The organism is Mycoplana sp. MJR14 (assembly GCF_029210525.1).
Classification (GTDB): domain Bacteria; phylum Pseudomonadota; class Alphaproteobacteria; order Rhizobiales; family Rhizobiaceae; genus Mycoplana.
The window spans coordinates 14,224-30,888 of record NZ_JARGEO010000011.1 but is presented as its reverse complement, the minus strand read 5'-3'; the positions used below and the strand labels follow the sequence as shown (position 1 = coordinate 30,888).

Annotated in this window: 21 protein-coding genes; 4 read left to right on the top strand and 17 right to left on the bottom strand. The window is 66.4% G+C overall.

What is annotated here, in order from left to right; translation table 11 throughout:
* Positions 1-19 precede the first annotated feature (19 nt).
* The 11 genes from P0086_RS20960 to purC form a co-directional block, all read right to left on the bottom strand.
* Positions 20-1,228 carry a multidrug effflux MFS transporter gene (locus P0086_RS20960; protein ID WP_112612633.1) on the bottom strand — a complete coding sequence of 403 codons (1,209 nt, stop codon included), beginning with the start codon at positions 1,226-1,228 and terminating at the stop codon, positions 20-22.
* 127 nt (positions 1,229-1,355) lie between these two features.
* Positions 1,356-1,691 carry a Grx4 family monothiol glutaredoxin gene (grxD, locus tag P0086_RS20955; RefSeq protein WP_112599854.1) on the bottom strand — a complete coding sequence of 112 codons (336 nt, stop codon included), beginning with the start codon at positions 1,689-1,691 and terminating at the stop codon, positions 1,356-1,358.
* A 122-nt stretch (positions 1,692-1,813) separates the two neighbouring features.
* Positions 1,814-2,059, bottom strand: a complete 246-nt coding sequence (locus P0086_RS20950) for a hypothetical protein (protein ID WP_275789590.1) — start codon at positions 2,057-2,059, stop codon at positions 1,814-1,816.
* 10 nt (positions 2,060-2,069) lie between these two features.
* Positions 2,070-2,303, bottom strand: a complete 234-nt coding sequence (locus P0086_RS20945; RefSeq protein WP_112599856.1) for a BolA family transcriptional regulator — start codon at positions 2,301-2,303, stop codon at positions 2,070-2,072.
* Between the two features lie 20 nt (positions 2,304-2,323).
* Positions 2,324-4,561 carry a phosphoribosylformylglycinamidine synthase subunit PurL gene (gene purL, locus P0086_RS20940; protein ID WP_148657036.1) on the bottom strand — a complete coding sequence of 746 codons (2,238 nt, stop codon included), beginning with the start codon at positions 4,559-4,561 and terminating at the stop codon, positions 2,324-2,326.
* 109 nt (positions 4,562-4,670) lie between these two features.
* The gene (gene arsC, locus P0086_RS20935) at positions 4,671-5,018 is read right to left on the bottom strand and encodes an arsenate reductase (glutaredoxin) (RefSeq protein WP_148179922.1); all 348 of its coding nucleotides are present in this window, start codon (positions 5,016-5,018) and stop codon (positions 4,671-4,673) included.
* A gap of 88 nt (positions 5,019-5,106) precedes the next feature.
* Entirely contained in the window at positions 5,107-5,511 is a 405-nt protein-coding gene (locus P0086_RS20930) for a hypothetical protein (protein ID WP_112599859.1), read from the bottom strand.
* Between the two features lie 46 nt (positions 5,512-5,557).
* Complete coding sequence (gene purQ, locus P0086_RS20925) at positions 5,558-6,232, bottom strand: phosphoribosylformylglycinamidine synthase subunit PurQ (protein WP_275789583.1); 675 nt, start codon at positions 6,230-6,232, stop codon at positions 5,558-5,560.
* A complete protein-coding gene (locus P0086_RS20920; RefSeq protein WP_275789581.1) occupies positions 6,229-6,486 on the bottom strand; it encodes a hypothetical protein in 258 nt (85 codons plus the stop codon). The genes purQ and P0086_RS20920 overlap by 4 nt, the downstream gene beginning before the upstream one ends.
* Positions 6,487-6,504: 18 nt before the next feature.
* Positions 6,505-6,747: a phosphoribosylformylglycinamidine synthase subunit PurS gene (gene purS, locus P0086_RS20915; protein WP_097140943.1), complete on the bottom strand. Its 243-nt coding sequence runs from the start codon at positions 6,745-6,747 to the stop codon at positions 6,505-6,507.
* Positions 6,748-6,811: 64 nt separating this feature from the next.
* The gene (gene purC, locus P0086_RS20910) at positions 6,812-7,576 is read right to left on the bottom strand and encodes a phosphoribosylaminoimidazolesuccinocarboxamide synthase (protein WP_097140942.1); all 765 of its coding nucleotides are present in this window, start codon (positions 7,574-7,576) and stop codon (positions 6,812-6,814) included.
* Positions 7,577-7,819: 243 nt separating this feature from the next.
* Here purC and P0086_RS20905 point away from each other — a divergent pair, with 243 nt between their 5' ends.
* Positions 7,820-8,134, top strand: a complete 315-nt coding sequence (locus tag P0086_RS20905; RefSeq protein WP_112599862.1) for a DUF1476 domain-containing protein — start codon at positions 7,820-7,822, stop codon at positions 8,132-8,134.
* Between the two features lie 95 nt (positions 8,135-8,229).
* On the opposite strand, the gene purB is transcribed toward P0086_RS20905, so the two are convergent.
* The 6 genes from purB to P0086_RS20875 form a co-directional block, all read right to left on the bottom strand.
* Positions 8,230-9,537 carry an adenylosuccinate lyase gene (gene purB, locus P0086_RS20900; protein ID WP_112599863.1) on the bottom strand — a complete coding sequence of 436 codons (1,308 nt, stop codon included), beginning with the start codon at positions 9,535-9,537 and terminating at the stop codon, positions 8,230-8,232.
* Positions 9,538-9,598: 61 nt separating this feature from the next.
* A complete protein-coding gene (locus P0086_RS20895) occupies positions 9,599-10,120 on the bottom strand; it encodes a hypothetical protein (RefSeq protein WP_275789575.1) in 522 nt (173 codons plus the stop codon).
* A gap of 5 nt (positions 10,121-10,125) precedes the next feature.
* Positions 10,126-10,854 carry a DUF2259 domain-containing protein gene (locus tag P0086_RS20890; protein WP_275789572.1) on the bottom strand — a complete coding sequence of 243 codons (729 nt, stop codon included), beginning with the start codon at positions 10,852-10,854 and terminating at the stop codon, positions 10,126-10,128.
* Positions 10,851-11,528, bottom strand: a complete 678-nt coding sequence (gene rpe, locus P0086_RS20885) for a ribulose-phosphate 3-epimerase (protein ID WP_112599865.1) — start codon at positions 11,526-11,528, stop codon at positions 10,851-10,853. Before rpe ends, P0086_RS20890 begins: the two co-directional genes overlap by 4 nt.
* 146 nt (positions 11,529-11,674) lie before the next feature.
* Positions 11,675-12,694, bottom strand: a complete 1,020-nt coding sequence (locus tag P0086_RS20880; RefSeq protein ID WP_275789570.1) for a P1 family peptidase — start codon at positions 12,692-12,694, stop codon at positions 11,675-11,677.
* Position 12,695: 1 nt separating this feature from the next.
* Positions 12,696-13,781 carry an ABC transporter substrate-binding protein gene (locus P0086_RS20875; protein ID WP_275789568.1) on the bottom strand — a complete coding sequence of 362 codons (1,086 nt, stop codon included), beginning with the start codon at positions 13,779-13,781 and terminating at the stop codon, positions 12,696-12,698.
* Between the two features lie 183 nt (positions 13,782-13,964).
* Between P0086_RS20875 and P0086_RS20870 the strand changes: the two genes are divergently transcribed.
* Genes P0086_RS20870 through P0086_RS20860 form a run of 3 tightly spaced genes read left to right on the top strand, consistent with a single transcriptional unit; the run spans position 13,965 to position 16,658 of the window.
* Entirely contained in the window at positions 13,965-14,459 is a 495-nt protein-coding gene (locus tag P0086_RS20870) for a flavin reductase (protein WP_112599868.1), read from the top strand.
* Between the two features lie 23 nt (positions 14,460-14,482).
* Positions 14,483-15,412, top strand: coding sequence for a MoxR family ATPase (locus P0086_RS20865; RefSeq protein WP_112610641.1), 930 nt, complete (start codon positions 14,483-14,485; stop codon positions 15,410-15,412).
* A gap of 1 nt (position 15,413) precedes the next feature.
* Complete coding sequence (locus P0086_RS20860) at positions 15,414-16,658, top strand: VWA domain-containing protein (protein WP_275789564.1); 1,245 nt, start codon at positions 15,414-15,416, stop codon at positions 16,656-16,658.
* The last annotated feature ends 7 nt before the right edge of the window (positions 16,659-16,665 follow it).

The window sequence follows — 16,665 nt, the reverse complement described above, 5'->3', positions numbered from 1 at the left end:
CGTCTGCCGTCGCCAGCGATCAGACCGCCCGGTTGTGCGGCTGGAACAGCTTGCCGCGCTCGGCGATGAGAACGAACACCAGGCCGATGACGGAGAGGATGAAGAAGCCGGAGACCAGCGGCACGGCGGTGCCGTTGAAGGCCTGACCGATGACGCCGCCGATAACCGCGCCGCCGGCGGTGCCCATGAAGCCGAGCACGGAGGATGCCGTGCCGGCGACGTGGCCGAGCGGCTCCATGGCGAGCGAGTTGAAGTTCGAGCCGATCCAGCCGAACTGGAACATCGCCAGCGCAAAGAGCACGATGAAGACCGCAAACGGCAGGTGGTGGTCCTTAGAGGCGAGCGTCAGCGCCAGCCAGAGCGCATTGATGGCCAGAAAGCCGAGCAGTGCCCCGTGGGAAAGCCGGCGCATGCCGAAACGGCCGACGAGGCGGGCGTTGACGAAGGAGGAGAACGCCATGAAGGCGGCGACGCCGGCAAAGGCGACGGGGAACCAGACGCCGAGCCCGTAGATGCCGACATAGATCTGCTGGGCGGAATTGATGAACCCGAACAGCGCCCCGAAGATGAACGTGCTCGCCAGCGTGTAACAGAGCGCCACCCGGTCGGTCAGCACGATCTTGAAGCCCTCCAGGATGGAGGCGGGCGTGAACGGGCGGACATCTTCCGGCGCCAGCGTTTCCGGCAGCCGCAGGTACATCCAGGCGCCGACCATCGCCGCAATGACGCCCATGAAGATGAAGATCAGGTGCCAGTCGCCGAACAGCATGACGACCTGGCCGGTGCCGGGTGCCAACACCGGAACGACCATGAAGACCATCATGATCAGCGACATCACCTCGGCCATGGCACGCCCGCCATAGACGTCACGGACGATCGAGATGGTGATCACCCGCATCGCCGCGGAGCCGATGCCCTGCACGAACCGCAGCGCGAGCAGCACGGCAAAGGACGGAACCACGACGGCCGAGAGTGCCGCGACGATGTAGATGCCGAGGCCGACGAACATCGGGATGCGGCGGCCGAAGCGATCGGATATGGGGCCGTAGAGGAGCTGGGCGCAGGCAAAGCCGAGCAGGTAGGCCGAGATCACGTACTGGCGGTGATTCTCGCTGACGACGCCGAGGCTGGCGCCGATTTCCTGGAGGCCGGGCAGCATGATGTCGATGGCGAGCGCGTTCAGCGCCATCAGCATCGCCATCAGCGCGATGAACTCTCCCTTGCCCATGCCGTTCAGGCGCTGGGACGCGTCGGGTGCAATTGCAGTCATGATGAAAATCCAGAAAAAAGAGAGAAGGCGCCGTGGGTCGCGGCGCCTTGTAACGGTTTGATGATGTGATGCGGTGGGGGCAGCGTCAGGCCGCGCCCTTGACCGCAATTCCCTGCGCCTGCAGATGCGACTGCAACTCGCCGGACTGGAACATTTCGCGGACGATGTCGCAGCCGCCGACGAACTCGCCCTTGACGTAGAGCTGCGGGATGGTCGGCCAGTTGGAATAGTCCTTGATGCCCTGGCGGAGGTCGGCATCCGCAAGCACGTTGATGCCCTTGTAGTCGACGCCGACATAGTCGAGGATCTGGACGACCTGGCCGGAGAAACCGCACTGCGGGAACTGCGGGGTGCCCTTCATGAAGAGCACGACGTCGTTGCTCTTGACCTCGTTGTCGATGAAATCGTTGATGCCACTCATATTCCAATCCTTTCCTGTCCGGGTTCAAGGTCCGGACTGCTGTTGCCCCTAGATAGCATGCGCGGGGCGATTTTCCATCACCCCGCGCGGAATTGACCCATCAAATGTGCTGATGGCCGGGATCAGGCTCGGGTGGTGCGGCGCTGCTTGCTGCGGGCGGCGGCCGTGCGGCGGCGGCTGACCTGCTTGCGGGCGGGCTTCTTCTTCAGCGCCGCCTCGACGAAGTCGGCAATCAGTCCGCCCGTCTTCGCCTTCGTGGTCCGGCGACGGGTGCGCCTGGTGGTCTTCCTCACGCCCGACTTCTTCAGCACCTCCTTGAGGGCGCTGCTGACGACGCCGGAGACGAAATCCTCGATCAGGCTTGCCATCCGGAGCTTCTCACTCCGGCGCAGACGTCTGAAGGGCGAGTGCGTGCAGGATGCCGCCCATGTTTCCCTTCAGGGCGTTGTAGACCATCTGGTGCTGCTGGACGCGGGTCTTGCCGCGGAAGGCTTCCGCGACGACCTCTGCGGCATAGTGATCCCCATCGCCTGCCAGATCGCGGATCGTGACCTTGGCTCCGGGAATGCCGGCCTTGATCATGTCTTCGATTTCACCTGGTGCCATGGGCATAATGCGTGCTCCCTTTTGTGTTATTCGGCGGCAGCGGCTGCATTCGAGCTGCCATCCATGAATTCAGGGAACCACGATTCATGGGTGTCGCGCAATTGTTCAATCGGCAGCCGCAGCAGATCGTCGACGACGAGCTCCGTGCCGCCGACGGTGCCGAGCCTGCGGAACGGCACGCCGGCGCCTTCCGCATTGGCGCAGAGGAAGTTCGCCATGTCGGCGGGCATGGCGACGACGTAGCGACCCTGGTCCTCGCCGAACAGCAGCGCATGGGCGGGGCCGTTGCAGTCCTTCAGGCTGATCTGCATGCCCTTGCCGGAAGCCATCGCCATCTCGGCGAGGGCGACGGCGAGGCCGCCGGAGGAAATGTCGTGGCAGGCGGAGAACTGGCCGTTGCGGATCGCCGAGCGGACGAATTCGCCGTTGCGGCGCTCGACGACGAGATCGACTTCCGGCGCGGGGCCGTCGACGATGCCGAGCACGTCGCGCAGATAGACCGACTGGCCGAGATGGCTGCCGTCGCTGCCGATCAGCACGATCTGGTCACCGGCTGCGGCGCCGCCGATCCTCGCCATCGTCGACCAGTCGGGCAGGAGGCCGACGCCGGCAATCGTCGGGGTGGGCAGGATCGCTACGCCGTTGGTCTCGTTGTAGAGCGAGACGTTGCCGGAGACGATCGGGAAGTCAAGCGCCCGGCAGGCCTCGCCGATGCCCTGGATGGCCTTGACGAACTGGCCCATCGTGTCCGGCTTCTCGGGATTGCCGAAATTGAGGTTGTCGGTGGCCGCCAGCGGCTCGGCACCGGTGGCGGTGATGTTGCGCCAGCATTCGGCGACCGCCTGCTTGCCGCCCTCGAACGGGTCGGCCTCGACATAGCGCGGGGTGACGTCGGAGGAGAAGGCGAGCGCCTTGGTCGGATGGCCCTCGACGCGCACCACACCGGCGTCGCCGCCCGGGATCTGCAGCGAATTGCCCTGGATGAGGGTGTCGTACTGCTCATAGACCCAGCGGCGGCTGGACTGGTTCGGCGAACCGACGAGCTTCAGCAGCGCCAGGCCGTAGTCGTTTGGCTCGGCCACCAGCGAGGCGGGCAGGGGCGCGGGCTTGCCCGGCTCACGCCAGGGGCGGTCGTATTCCGGGGCCTCGTCGCCCAGTTCCTTGATCGGCAGGTTCGCGACTTCCTCGCCCTGGTGCAGGATGCGGAAACGCAGGTCGTCGGTGGTCTTGCCGACGATCGCGAAGTCGAGGCCCCACTTGTGGAAGATCGCCTCGGCTTCCTGCTCCTTCTCGGGGCGAAGAACCATGAGCATGCGCTCCTGGCTTTCCGACAGCATCATCTCGTAGGCGGTCATGCGGTCCTCGCGGACCGGCACGAGGTCGAGGTTGAGCTCGATGCCGAGATCGCCCTTGGCGCCCATCTCGACGGCCGAACAGGTCAGGCCGGCGGCCCCCATGTCCTGGATGGCGATGACGGCGCCGGTCTGCATCAGCTCGAGGCAGGCTTCCAGCAGGCACTTTTCGGTGAAGGGGTCGCCGACCTGTACGGTCGGGCGCTTCTCCTCGATCGACTCGTCGAATTCGGCGGATGCCATCGTCGCGCCGCCGACGCCGTCGCGGCCGGTCTTGGCGCCGAGATAGACGACCGGAAGGCCGACGCCCTCGGCCTTGGAGTAGAAGATCGCATCGCTCTTGGCGAGGCCGGCGGCGAAGGCGTTGACGAGGATGTTGCCGTTGTAGCGCGGGTCGAACTCGACCTCGCCGCCGACGGTCGGCACGCCGAACGAATTGCCGTAGCCGCCGACGCCGGCGACGACACCGGAGACGAGGTGGCGGGTCTTGGGATGGTCGGGTGCACCGAAGCGCAGCGCGTTCATCGCCGCGACCGGGCGGGCGCCCATGGTGAAGACATCGCGCAGGATGCCGCCGACGCCGGTCGCGGCCCCCTGGTAGGGTTCGATGTAGGAGGGGTGGTTGTGGCTCTCCATCTTGAAGACGACGCAGTCGCCGTCGTCGATGTCGACCACGCCGGCGTTCTCGCCGGGACCCTGGATGACGCGCGGGCCCTTGGTCGGCAGGGTGCGCAGCCACTTCTTGGACGACTTGTAGGAGCAGTGCTCGTTCCACATGGCCGAGAAGATGCCGAGCTCGGTAAACGTCGGTTCGCGGCCGATCAGCGACAGGATGCGCTCGTATTCGTCCGGCTTCAGCCCGTGGGCGGCAATGAGCTCCGGGGTGATCGGGCGGCTGTTGGAGATGGTCATCGTCTCTCGTCTTGTCCGTGAGGTGAGGGCTTTGCGGTCTCTTTAGCGCAAGCGGCAGCACGGCGCGACAGGAAAATGGCCGCGTCAACAAGGTGACGGAGCGGATCGGTCAGAGGATCTCGTCCAGCCGTTCGACCGGGCGGCAGAGCCGGGCTCCCTTGCCGGAGATCACGATCGGCCTTTCGATCAGGATCGGGTGGGCCAGCATGGCATCCATGATCTCGCGGTCGGAACGCTGCGGGTCGAGCAGGCCGAGCTCGCGGGCCAGCGGCTCCTTCGTGCGCAGGATGTCGCGCGGTTCGGCCTCCATCGCCATCAGGATTCCCACCAGTTCCTCCCGGGTCGGCGGGTTCTTCAGATATTCGACGATCTGCGGCTCCCGCCCGGTTTCACGGATCCTGGCCAGGACATTGCGGGAGGTCGAGCAGCGGGGATTGTGGAGGATCTGTATCGTCATGACGGCGGTAAACGAGACTGTGTCGGGCAGGTTCCCGGCAGCGGCGATGGCGGTGAAGGACGGCGGATGGGCAACGACCCGGGCCGGATCAGCTGCAGCCGGTGCTGCCTGCCGCCCATCTCTTGACGTCGGCGGCGATGCGGCCGGCCACCGGTTCGTCCATCAACGGGCCGAAGGCGCTGAGCCGCGCGGGGTGGCCTTCCGCCTGCACGACGAGGAGCGGACGGGATTCGGGCGAGCGGCGCGGGACCACGAGAATGCGCGGCTTGCCGGAGAAGGAATTCAGCTCCGGCGCCAGGCGGTAGGCCTTGAAGGCGGCATCCCCCGACTTGAACCAGCAGGAATTGGCGCCGAGCGCGATCCGTTCCATGGTCGGAAGGGCGGCCGTGTTCGCACGGGGCGCCGGCGGTGCCGACTGGCAGGCTGCGACGAGGACGGAGACTGCCGTGACGGCAATCGCGTTGAGAGCCGCGGAGAGAGCAAACGGGCGCATGGAGGGCCTTTCAGACGGGACGGGCGCCCTTGATAGCGGCCTATGGTTAAGCGGCGATTACGTCGAGGGCGGAGGCGAACAGGCCACGGCCATCGGCGCCGCCATGGGCGGCCTCGATCAGGTTTTCCGGGTGCGGCATCATGCCGAGCACGTTGCCCTTCTCGTTGATCACGCCGGCGATGTCGTTCATCGAGCCGTTCGGGTTGGTGCCTTCGGCATAGCGGAAGACCACCTGGCCGTTGCCCTCGATCCTCGCCATCGTCTCGGCATCGGCGAAGTAGTTGCCGTCGTGATGGGCGACGGGGCAGCGCAGGATCTGGCCCTTCGCATAGGCGCGGCTGAACGCGGTCTCGGCATTGACGACCTCGAGCCTGATCTCCTTGCAGACGAACTTCAGCGAGGCGTTGCGCATCAGCGCGCCCGGCAGCATGCCGGCCTCGAGCAGGATCTGGAAGCCGTTGCAGACGCCCAGCACCTTCACGCCGGCCTCGGCCCTGGCCTTGATCGCCTGCATGATCGGCATGCGGGCGGCGATCGCGCCGCAGCGCAGGTAGTCGCCGTAGGAAAAGCCGCCGGGAATGACGATCAGGTCGACGCCGGCGGGGATCTCCGTCTCGGTCTGCCAGACGGTGACGGGCGCCTTGCCGCCGATCTTGGTGAGGGCCGCGATCATGTCGCGGTCACGGTTGAGGCCTGGGAGCTGGACGACGGCTGACTTCATGGGTGTGGCTCAAACTTTGCCTGGGCCTCGGCGAGCTCGCGCAGTTCGAGGCGGTTGTCGATACGGTCTAGGCGCTGGTCAACGCGGTCGAGGCGCATATAGATCTGGTGAACGTCTTGCTGCATGGAGACCATTACGCCGCGCATGTTGATCATCTCGGTTTTGGTGCCCGCCATCTCGAACTTAAGCGATGCGATATCGGACTGCATTCTCTTGAGCAATTCGTAGAGCAGGTCACCATCAACGTCGGCCATCGCACGCTCCTTCAACCTTCAGGCGAGGGCGATAGTATAGTTCTCGATTACCGTGTTTGCCAGAAGCTTCTCGCACATGTCCTTCAGCTCGGCTTCCGCCTTCGCCTTGTCGGCGGTCTGCAGCTCGAGGTCGAAGACCTTGCCCTGGCGGACGTGGCCGACGCCGTCGAAGCCGAGGCTGCCGAGCGCGCCTTCGATCGCCTTGCCCTGCGGGTCGAGAACGCCGTTCTTCAGCGTGACCGTTACGCGTGCCTTGATCATGTGTTCCTCTTCAAAAGCGTCCATTTGCGGCCCTCTTGAGGGCCGGCGGGCGGTCCCGCCACAACTACTTGACCAGAACGGGACCCGTGCCGCGGATCGGCTCGTTCTCGTTGATGATGCCGAGCCGGCGCGCGACTTCCTGGTAGGCTTCCAGCAGTCCGCCCATGTCGCGGCGGAAGCGGTCCTTGTCCATCTTTTCCTGGGTGTTGACGTCCCAGAGCCGGCAGCTGTCGGGCGAGATCTCGTCGGCGATGATGATGCGCATCATGTCGCCCTCGTAGAGACGGCCGCACTCGATCTTGAAATCCACGAGCTGGATGCCGACGCCGAGGAAGAGGCCGGAGAGGAAGTCGTTGACGCGGATGGCGAGCGCCATGATGTCGTCGAGTTCCTGCGGGCTCGCCCAGCCGAAGGCGGTGATGTGCTCCTCGGAGACCAGCGGGTCCTCGAGGTTGTCGGCCTTGAAATAGAACTCGATGATCGAACGCGGCAGGACGGTGCCTTCCTCGATGCCGAGGCGCTTCGACAGCGATCCGGCGGCGACATTGCGCACGACCACCTCGAGCGGGATGATCTCGACTTCCTTGATCAGCTGCTCGCGCATGTTGAGGCGGCGAATGAAATGGGTCGGGATGCCCATCTTGTTCAGATGGGTGAAGAGGTACTCGGAGATCCGGTTGTTCAGCACGCCCTTGCCGTCGATGACGTCATGCTTCTTCTTGTTGAAGGCGGTGGCGTCGTCCTTGAAGAACTGGATCAGCGTGCCCGGCTCAGGACCCTCGTAGAGAATCTTGGCCTTGCCCTCGTAGATACGGCGGCGACGGTTCATGGATTTTTCTCTGTATTTGGCGCCCTTGGGTAGCGCGGCATCAATTCTTTCCCGGGTCCATAAACGAATTGTACCGGTTTCACAATCGGCCAGTCGTCCGATCCCCGCATTTCAGGGCCTTGATTTCCGGCCTTGGCTTTCCGCAAGCCATGCCGCAAACTTCACATTGCACTTTCGACACGCTTTTGATTTATGGGTCGGCAGTCCCTACGGGAACAGGATCAAATATACGGGAGTCGTGACATGACCGCCATGCAGGATCGCGAAAAGGCCTTCGAAGCCAAGTTCGCCAAGGACGAAGAGCTTCGCTTCAAGGCCGAGGCGCGGCGCAACAAGCTTCTGGGGCTCTGGGCCGGCCAACTGCTCGGCAAGAGCGATCTCGAGGCCTATGCGAAGGAGGTCGTGGCGGCCGATTTCGAAGAAGCCGGACACGAGGACGTCGTGCGCAAGATCAAGGCGGATTTCGAAGCTGCCGGCATCGCCAAGAGCGAGGACGACATCCGCAGCCAGATGGTCGAGCTTCTCGGCGTTGCGGTCGACCAGATCCAGAACAGCTGAGACCATCCTGCTCGGCCGCACCTAATGGCGCGGTGGCTGAACTCGAATGGAAGAATGGCGCGGTCCCCGACCGCGCCTTTTTCGTATCGTCCGGCTCAGGCCTCGCCGAAGACGCGCCTGAAGATCGTGTCGACGTGCTTGGTGTGATAGCCGAGGTCGAACTTCTCGCGGATCTCTTCTTCCGAAAGGGCCGCGCGCACCTCCTGGTCGGCCAGAAGCTCCTCGAGGAAGTCCTTGCCCTGTTCCCAGACCTTCATCGCGTTGCGCTGGACGAGCCGGTAGCTGTCCTCGCGCGAAACGCCCGCCTGCGTCAGCGCCAGCAGAACGCGCTGCGAATGAACGAGCCCGCGGAACTTGTTGAGGTTCTTCTCCATGTTTTCCGGATAGACCACCAGCTTCTCGATGACGCCGGCCAGCCGGTTGAGCGCGAAGTCGAGGGTGACGGTGGTGTCCGGGCCGATGGCGCGCTCGACGCTCGAATGGCTGATGTCGCGCTCGTGCCAGAGGGCGACGTTCTCCATGGCCGGGACGACCGACATGCGCACCAGGCGGGCAAGGCCGGTCAGGTTCTCGGTCAGCACCGGGTTGCGCTTGTGCGGCATGGCCGAGGAGCCCTTCTGGCCGGGCGAGAAGAACTCTTCCGCCTCCAGCACCTCGGTGCGCTGCATGTGGCGGATCTCGATTGCGACGTTTTCGATCGAGGACGCGATGACGCCGAGGGTGGCGAAGAACATGGCGTGGCGGTCGCGCGGGATGACCTGGGTGGAGACCGGCTCGGGGACGAGGCCGAGTGCGGCGCAGACATGTTCCTCGACGCGCGGGTCGATGTTGGCGAAGGTGCCGACGGCGCCGGAGATCGCGCCGGTCGCGATTTCCGCGCGCGCGGCGAGGAGGCGGGCGCGGTTGCGGTTCATCTCGGCATAGAAGCGGGCGAGCGTCAGACCCATCGTGGTCGGCTCGGCATGGATGCCGTGGCTGCGGCCGATGCGGACGGTGTCCTTGTGCTCGAAGGCGCGGGTCTTCAGGGCGGCGAGGACGCGATCGAGGCCGGCAAGCAGAATGTCGGCGGCGCGGACGAGCTGGATGTTGAAGGTCGTGTCGAGCACGTCCGAGGAGGTCATGCCCTGGTGAACGAAGCGGGCATCGGGCCCGACGATTTCGGCGAGGTGGGTCAGGAAGGCGATGACGTCGTGCTTGGTGACCGCCTCGATCTCGTCGATGCGGGCGACGTCGAAGACCGCCTTGCCGCCCTTGTCCCAGATGGTCTTCGCCGCGTCCTTCGGGATGACGCCGAGTTCGGCCAGCGCATCGCAGGCATGCGCCTCGATCTCGAACCAGATGCGGAACTTGGTTTCGGGCGACCAGATGGCGACCATGTCCGGGCGGGAATAGCGGGGGATCATCGGCTAGATCTTTCTTTCAAGGGGGGCGTTGGCGCCCCTCTACCAAGAATGGCCAGAAAGCTCAACGCATGGCTTTGGCGAGCCACAGGCTGACCGCCGCAAGCAGCGGCAATCCGACCGGAAGATAGAGCCCGAGCCCCATCACGGCGAACTGGTAGACCGCGGAAGCGGAGGTTCCGAAGACCTGGCGCATGCCGGTCTTCGTCAGCAAGGGCTGGTGCCATTGCGAATAGAAGAGCCGATAGTCCATCGCAAACAGGAAGGCCGTCATGGCGATGGTTCCGACGGCAAGCAGCACCAGGCAAGCGGCAAAGCGGGTCTCCAGCCGGGCGTTGCGGGAGACGAGACGGGCAGTGAAGACCACGAACGGCCAGGCGAGGACCCCGCCGGCAAGGTAGAGCGCCAGCAGTTGGGCGAGATGGGCGGTCTCGAGCCGGTTGCGGACGTACAGGGAGACGAGCGCCGAGGCGGCCATCAGCAGGCCCCAGACGACGGCCCCGCCCGCGAGCGCCACCCATCCCGGCAGGAGCGGTACGGCTTGCGTTGGTTTCCCGAGTTCCAGTCGCTGGCGGTGCACGTGCATCGCCGCTATGGCCTCAGCGGCACGGCGAGCCAACGCCCGTCGAGCCCCTCGAAGCCAAAGCGCAGCACCATGACGAGGGCCATGTGGATCGGCTGCTGCGGCGTGTCGTATGTCACGACGCCGGCGATGCGATAGCCGGTCGGGCAGCCGCGGCTCTGCGGCGTCCGCTCCTCGGAATAGACGACCTCCGATACCGGCTTTCCGGCTTTTTCCGTGAATTCGAGCGTGAAACCGACGCCCTTGTCGACCAGGCCCTCGCATGCCGCCGGCAAGGGGGCGGGCGTTTCGGTGAGCCGAAGCGTGTAGGGCTCGCCGACCCTGGGTTCGGCCGGGTACGCGTAGTAGCGCAAGCTGTCGGCGGCGGGGCCGACCTCGCTGTAGGGATTGAGGGCGACCAGCTGGCCGGGATGGTCGTTGAGGCTGTAGTGTGCGATTGCGGGGCTCGCCTTGGCTGCGGCCTCGGCCCGCACCCGCCTGAGGCTCGAATCGTTCTCCGGCGCCTGCACGCGAATGGGCGAGCCGGGGAGATATTCATCCTTGGCGGTGTCGATAAAGTAGATGTTGGCGTAGGCGGAACCCGAGCCGTCCTGGATCCCGAATTCCTCGTAGGCGAAGATCTTGCCGTCTTCGGAAAAGCCGATCGGGCGGACCTGGGCGAAATCGCCGGCGAATGCAGCCGGCGGCGCAAGCAATGCGCCGGCCGCAATGGCGGCGATTTTGCCGATCTGCCTCAATCGCGTGCCCCTTCTGCGTTCGCGCGCAGAGTTTCGATGGTTTTGCGATAGGCGTCAACATGGCCGCCACCGAAGATGGCGGAGCCCGCGACGAAGACGTTGGCGCCGGCGGACGCGGGAAGCGCGATCGTGTCCAGCGCGATGCCGCCGTCGACCTGCAGGTCGATCGGCCGCTCGCCGATCAGCTTGCGCACGCGGCGGATCTTCTCCTCCATCGCCGGAATGAACTTCTGCCCGCCGAAGCCGGGATTGACGGTCATGACGAGGACGAGGTCGATCTTGTCCAGCAGGTAGTCCAGCACCGCTTCGGGCGTTGCCGGGTTGATCGAGACGCCGGCCCTCTTGCCGAGCGCCTTGATCGCCTGGATCGACCGGTCGAGATGCGGGCCGGCCTCGGCATGGACGGTGATGCTGTCGCAGCCGGCCTTGGCGAAGGCCTCGAGATAGGGGTCGGCCGGGGCGATCATCAGGTGGCAGTCGAAGAAGGCATCGGTGTGCGGCCGCAGCGCCTTGATGACATCGGGGCCAAAGGAGATGTTGGGCACGAAATGGCCGTCCATGATGTCGAGATGGATCCAGTCGGCGCCGGCCGCGACGACGTCGCGCACCTCCTGGCCGAGCCTGGCATAGTCGGCGGCGAGAATGGAGGGGGCGATCCGGATGGGGCGGGTCATGTCGGGCTCCGAGGCATGTTGTGCTGCCGTGCCCATAGCATTGCCGGGGATGTCGGACAACGACGGATCGTGCGGCGGCAGGCGCGGCGTCGGGCATGGGCTGCGGCGCCGACGTCGTCAGGGCTAAGGAGTGCAACGGAAGCCGATCAGCGTTTCTGCCCGGCGCGGGCGTCGCGCCAGCACCCGATGAGGTCGCCCGGCTCGGGCGTGGCGTCGTGGACGCCGCGGGCAATCGCGCGCGCCATCGTCGAGGCTGCGGCGGCGCAGAGTTCGATGAAGCCTTCCAGCGCCACCGTCCTGCCGCTCGCCCCGGTCGCGAGTGCGAAGACCAGGTCGCCGTCGAGCGCGGTATGGGCAGGCCACAGCGCGCGGGCGAAGCCGTCATGCGCGGAGATCGCAAGCCGCCTGGCCTCAGCCTTGGTCAGGACGGCATCCGTGGCGATGACGGCGATCGTCGTGTTGGTGGGCGCGTCCGTCGCGCCGCCGAGCTTGGTGCGCGGCCGCCGGGCCTCGGCGGGGATCAGCTGCGGCAGGCCGAGCCCGCCGAACTCGTCCCCCTCCTCGAAGGCCGCCGCCCAGAAATGACGGGACGAGCCGATGGTCGGCGAACCGAGCGCATTGGCGGCAACCAGCGCGCCGACGGTGACGCCGCTGTCGAGCACCGTCGAGGCGGAGCCGAGGCCGCCCTTGAAGGTCGCCGTCGTCGCGCCGGTGCCGGCGCCGGCGGTGCCGGTGGAGAAATCTGCGGCGGCCGCAAGCGTCGCGGCATGGCCGAGTTCGCGATAGGGCGGAAAGCGGCCCCAGTCCTTGTCGCCGCCGTTCATCAGGTCGAAGAGGATCGCGGCCGGGACGATCGGCACGAGATGAGGGCCGACGGCGAAGCCGCGCCCCATCTCCCGCAGCGCCGCCTGCACGCCCGAGGCCGCGTCCAGCCCGTAGGCGGAGCCGCCCGAAAGGCAGATCGCATCGATCGTCTGGACGGTGTTGTGGGCTTCGAGGAGGTCCGTCTCGCGCGTGCCGGGCGCGCCGCCGAGCACCTGGACGGCGGCCACGGCGGGCCTGTCGCAGAGCACGACCGTGACGCCGGATTTCAGCCGTGCGTCGGCGGCGTTGCCGACCCGCAGGCCTTCGACGTCGGTGATCAGGTTGCGCGGTCCGGGCTTCATCTCACTCGCCCTCCGCCGTGTTGCCGAGCGGATGGAAGCGACCGTCCCGCCATTCCATCTGCAGGTAGGGGTTGTCGCGCAGTTCGTGGTCGTCGCCGAAGCCGATCGGGCCGAGGACGGTGGGGAAGGTCTGCTGCCGAAGCACGTCGGCCAACGGCCGGTTTGCCGCGCCGGCGGCGGCCGCGGCGCGGCTGACGACCGTGACGGCGGCATGGGCGGGGAAGACGTAGCCTTCGGCGACGAGATCCGCCTGCTTCATCGCCGCCGCCAGCGCGATCGCCTCCGGTGTCACGCCGTCCGTCGGCAGGAGGATCGCCCGGGCGCCGTTTTCGAGCTTGACCTGGGTGTCGGCGGCCATCAGCATCTCGCCGCCCATGAAGGTGAGCGGCAGGCGCTCGGCGCGCGCATCGCGCAGGATGATGGCCATGTCGCCGCGGTCGCCGCCGACGAAGACGCGGGTCGCGCCGGCCCGCGCCAATCGCCGGACCAGCCCGATCTGCTGCTCCTGCGCCGGGCGGTAGGTGTCGACGAACACCGGCTTCATGCCGCGCTCCTCGAGCTTCAGCCTGACGGCCTCGACGAGCTCGCGGGCATGGATCGTGCCGTCGTCGATGAGCGCGAAGGGTTCCGTCGCCCATTCCGCCGCGATCACGTCGACCGCCTTCTGCGCCTCCATGCCCGGCGCCGGAGCCAGCCGGAACAAGGGCCGGTTCCGTTTCAGCGCGTCCTCCATCAGCACGCCGGAGCGGGCGGAAAGGGTCAGCACGGGAATATTGGCATCCGCCAGCGCGGGCAGGGCGGACTGCAGGTCCTCGGTGCAGAGGAAGCCGATCGCGGCGATCGCACCGGCGGAAACGACGGCGGGTGCGATCGCATTGTCGCCCTCCTCGGCGCAGGCCTCGCCGATCTCGACGAGCTCGGCCCCGCTTGCCTTCGCCGCCGCGCGTGCGCCGGCGCGCACCTGCTCGCCGAGAATGGCGAGCGGGCCGGACAGCGGCGCGACGACGGCGATCCTGGGGCCGGCGGCGATGGCCGGGCCTGCCAGCGCCAGCAGGGGGATGAGGCCGAAAAGAAGGCGGCGGAGCATGAATTCACCAGTATCGTTTCGCTGCATACTTGCACGACCGGATTGCTTCCGGTCAATTTTCGCATTGAAGGCTAGGGCGGATGCCGCTATCCCGGGCTCGAGAGATTGGAAAACGCCGTTGCGGCGCTTACATTTTTCTTCATTGTTTCCATCTATCCCCTTTTTACAACAAGGGAGATCTTTGTGTTGGACCGATTGATGCTGGACCCGCCGCTCTATCGCGACGCCATGAGCCGATACGCAGGTCACGTCCAGATCGTCACGACGGCATTCGAGGGCGAAAGGCGCGGGGTGACGATCACCGCGGCCTGCTCGGTTTCCGACGCGCCGGCCATGGTGCTGGCCTGCCTCAACGTCTCCAATCCGCGCAACGAGATCTTTCAGAAGAGCGGTCGTTTCGCGCTGAACGCGCTCGCAGCCGACCAGGTGGAGCTTGCCAACGTCTTTTCCGGCCGCGATCCGACCATACCCGGCGACCGCTTCACCGAGGGGCAATGGAGCGAGCTTGTCACCGGGGCGCCGATCCTGGAGGGGGCGCTGGCGTCGTTCGACTGCCGGCTGATCGAGTTCAAGGTGATGTCAACGCACATGATCCTGTTCGGCGAGGTCGTCGGGCTCGTTCACGGCCCGCAGAAACCGCCTCTCATCTATATGGACCGTGGCTATCGCTCGCTGTAACCTCGCTTGAAAGCGGAGGACGCATGGCGGCTTACAAGACGGGATCCGTTCCCCGGTCGATCGAAGAGACCGCGGAGATGCTGGCGACGGAGAACTACCTGGCCGGGCGCGCCCTTGCGACCGTGCTGTTCCTGTCCCTGAAGATGAAGAGGCCGCTGTTTCTCGAAGGCGAGGCCGGCGTCGGCAAGACCGAGGTGGCCAAGGTGCTGGCGAAGGCGCTGGACCGGCCGCTGATCCGCCTGCAGTGCTACGAGGGGCTGGACGTGTCCTCGGCGGTCTACGAGTGGAACTATCCCGCGCAGATGCTGGAGATCCGGCTCGCCGAGGCTGCGGGCACCACCGACCGCGACCGCATCGAATCCGACATCTTCTCCGACCGCTACCTGATCCGCAGGCCCGTCCTGCAGGCGCTCTCCTCGCCGGATGGCCGGGCGCCGGTGTTCCTGATCGACGAGCTCGACCGGACCGACGAGGCCTTCGAGGCGTTCCTGCTCGAGGTGCTGTCGGATTTCCAGGTCACCGTGCCAGAGCTCGGCACGATCCGGGCGGCCGAGCCGCCGATCGTCATCATCACCACCAACCGGACCCGCGAGGTGCACGATGCGCTGAAGCGCCGCTGCCTCTACCACTGGGTCGACTATCCTTCGGCGGCACAGGAGCTGGAGATCATCGGTCGCAAGATCCCCGGCTGCAACGCGGCGCTGTCGCGCGAGATCGTCGCCTATGTCCAGCGGTTGCGGACGATGGACCTGTTCAAGAACCCAGGCGTCGCCGAGACGATCGACTGGGCGACCGCCCTGACCGAGCTCGACCGCACCGCGCTCGACCCGGAGACGATCGCCGACACACTCGGAACGCTTCTGAAATACCAGGACGACATCGCCCGGATCGAAGGGAGCGAGGGCCGCAAGCTCCTCGACGAGGTGAGGTCCGAGCTGCGCGCGGCGGGCTGAGATGACCGGGGCGGGGCCTGACGCGCTCGCTGCAAGGCCGCCGGACGACGGCCGGCTGGCCGACAACATCGTCCACTTCGCCCGGGCGCTCCGCAAGGCCGGCATGCGCATCGGGCCGGCCGCCGTCGCCGACGCGATCGAGGCGGTCCAGGCGATCGGCATCGGCGATCGCGAGGAATTCTACACCGCGCTCCACTGCACGCTCGTCACCCGCCACGAGGACCAGGCGATCTTCGACGAGGCGTTCCGGCTGTTCTGGCGTTCGCGCGACCTCGTCCAGAAGATGATTACGATGATGTCGCCGGTGGTGCGCCGGGAGGCGGAGCAAGCGCGCAGGAAGGCGGGCGAGCGGCGGATCGCCGATGCGCTCTTTGCCGCGCCCGAAGACCGGCGGCCGCCGCGCGAGGAGCCGGACGTGGAGATCGACGCCCGGTTCACCGCGTCGGTCAGCGAGGTGCTGCGCAGGATGGACTTCGCGCAGATGACCGCGGCCGAACTGCGCCAGGCCAAGCGTGCGGTCGCAGCCCTGACCCTGCCGATGGACGAGGTCCGAACCCGGCGCTTCCAGCCCAGCACCGGCCGGGCGACGGTGGACCCGCGCGCGACCATGCGCCGGGCGATGCGCACCGGCGGGGCGCTGATCCTGCCGCGCTACCGCGAGCCGAAGTTCGTGCATCCGCCGCTCGTGGTGCTCGCCGACATCTCCGGCTCGATGAGCCAGTACACGCGCATCTTTTTGCATTTCCTGCACGCGCTGACGGACCGGCGGCGGCGCGTTCACACATTTTTGTTCGGGACGCGACTGACCAACGTCACCCGGCAGATGCGCCACCGCGATCCCGACGAGGCGGTGGAGGCGTGCGCGCGGGCCGTGGAGGACTGGTCGGGCGGAACCCGCATCGGCGCGACGCTGAAGGCGTTCAACAGGCTCTGGTCCCGGCGCGTGCTCGGGCAGGGCGCCATCGTGCTCCTGATCACCGACGGGCTGGAGCGCGAGGACATTGCGACGCTGGAGGCGGAGATCGACCGGCTGCATCGCTCCTGCCGGCGGCTCGTCTGGCTGAACCCGCTGCTGCGCTTCGAAGGCTTCGAGGCCCGCGCGAAGGGCGTGCTGGCCATGCTGCCGCATGTTGACGAACTGCGCGCCGTGCACAATCTAGAGGCCATCGGACAACTTGTCGCAGCGCTTTCCGGCGAAAGCGGCGGGCGCGCTGACCCGCGGCGGTTTCTCGCCGCACAGACATGACGGAGGC

What these genes read in the sequence shown, in the direction of transcription:
- P0086_RS20960 (WP_112612633.1), bottom strand. Translation starts at nt 1,228, where the DNA reads ATGGGCAAGGGAGAGTTCATCGCGCTGATGGCGATGCTGATGGCGCTG.
- grxD (WP_112599854.1), bottom strand. Translation starts at nt 1,691, where the DNA reads ATGAGTGGCATCAACGATTTCATCGACAACGAGGTCAAGAGCAACGAC.
- P0086_RS20950 (WP_275789590.1), bottom strand. Translation starts at nt 2,059, where the DNA reads ATGGCAAGCCTGATCGAGGATTTCGTCTCCGGCGTCGTCAGCAGCGCC.
- P0086_RS20945 (WP_112599856.1), bottom strand. Translation starts at nt 2,303, where the DNA reads ATGCCCATGGCACCAGGTGAAATCGAAGACATGATCAAGGCCGGCATT.
- purL (WP_148657036.1), bottom strand. Translation starts at nt 4,561, where the DNA reads ATGACCATCTCCAACAGCCGCCCGATCACCCCGGAGCTCATTGCCGCC.
- arsC (WP_148179922.1), bottom strand. Translation starts at nt 5,018, where the DNA reads ATGACGATACAGATCCTCCACAATCCCCGCTGCTCGACCTCCCGCAAT.
- P0086_RS20930 (WP_112599859.1), bottom strand. Translation starts at nt 5,511, where the DNA reads ATGCGCCCGTTTGCTCTCTCCGCGGCTCTCAACGCGATTGCCGTCACG.
- purQ (WP_275789583.1), bottom strand. Translation starts at nt 6,232, where the DNA reads ATGAAGTCAGCCGTCGTCCAGCTCCCAGGCCTCAACCGTGACCGCGAC.
- P0086_RS20920 (WP_275789581.1), bottom strand. Translation starts at nt 6,486, where the DNA reads ATGGCCGACGTTGATGGTGACCTGCTCTACGAATTGCTCAAGAGAATG.
- purS (WP_097140943.1), bottom strand. Translation starts at nt 6,747, where the DNA reads ATGATCAAGGCACGCGTAACGGTCACGCTGAAGAACGGCGTTCTCGAC.
- purC (WP_097140942.1), bottom strand. Translation starts at nt 7,576, where the DNA reads ATGAACCGTCGCCGCCGTATCTACGAGGGCAAGGCCAAGATTCTCTAC.
- P0086_RS20905 (WP_112599862.1), top strand. Translation starts at nt 7,820, where the DNA reads ATGACCGCCATGCAGGATCGCGAAAAGGCCTTCGAAGCCAAGTTCGCC.
- purB (WP_112599863.1), bottom strand. Translation starts at nt 9,537, where the DNA reads ATGATCCCCCGCTATTCCCGCCCGGACATGGTCGCCATCTGGTCGCCC.
- P0086_RS20895 (WP_275789575.1), bottom strand. Translation starts at nt 10,120, where the DNA reads ATGCACGTGCACCGCCAGCGACTGGAACTCGGGAAACCAACGCAAGCC.
- rpe (WP_112599865.1), bottom strand. Translation starts at nt 11,528, where the DNA reads ATGACCCGCCCCATCCGGATCGCCCCCTCCATTCTCGCCGCCGACTAT.
- P0086_RS20880 (WP_275789570.1), bottom strand. Translation starts at nt 12,694, where the DNA reads ATGAAGCCCGGACCGCGCAACCTGATCACCGACGTCGAAGGCCTGCGG.
- P0086_RS20875 (WP_275789568.1), bottom strand. Translation starts at nt 13,781, where the DNA reads ATGCTCCGCCGCCTTCTTTTCGGCCTCATCCCCCTGCTGGCGCTGGCA.
- P0086_RS20865 (WP_112610641.1), top strand. Translation starts at nt 14,483, where the DNA reads ATGGCGGCTTACAAGACGGGATCCGTTCCCCGGTCGATCGAAGAGACC.
- P0086_RS20860 (WP_275789564.1), top strand. Translation starts at nt 15,414, where the DNA reads ATGACCGGGGCGGGGCCTGACGCGCTCGCTGCAAGGCCGCCGGACGAC.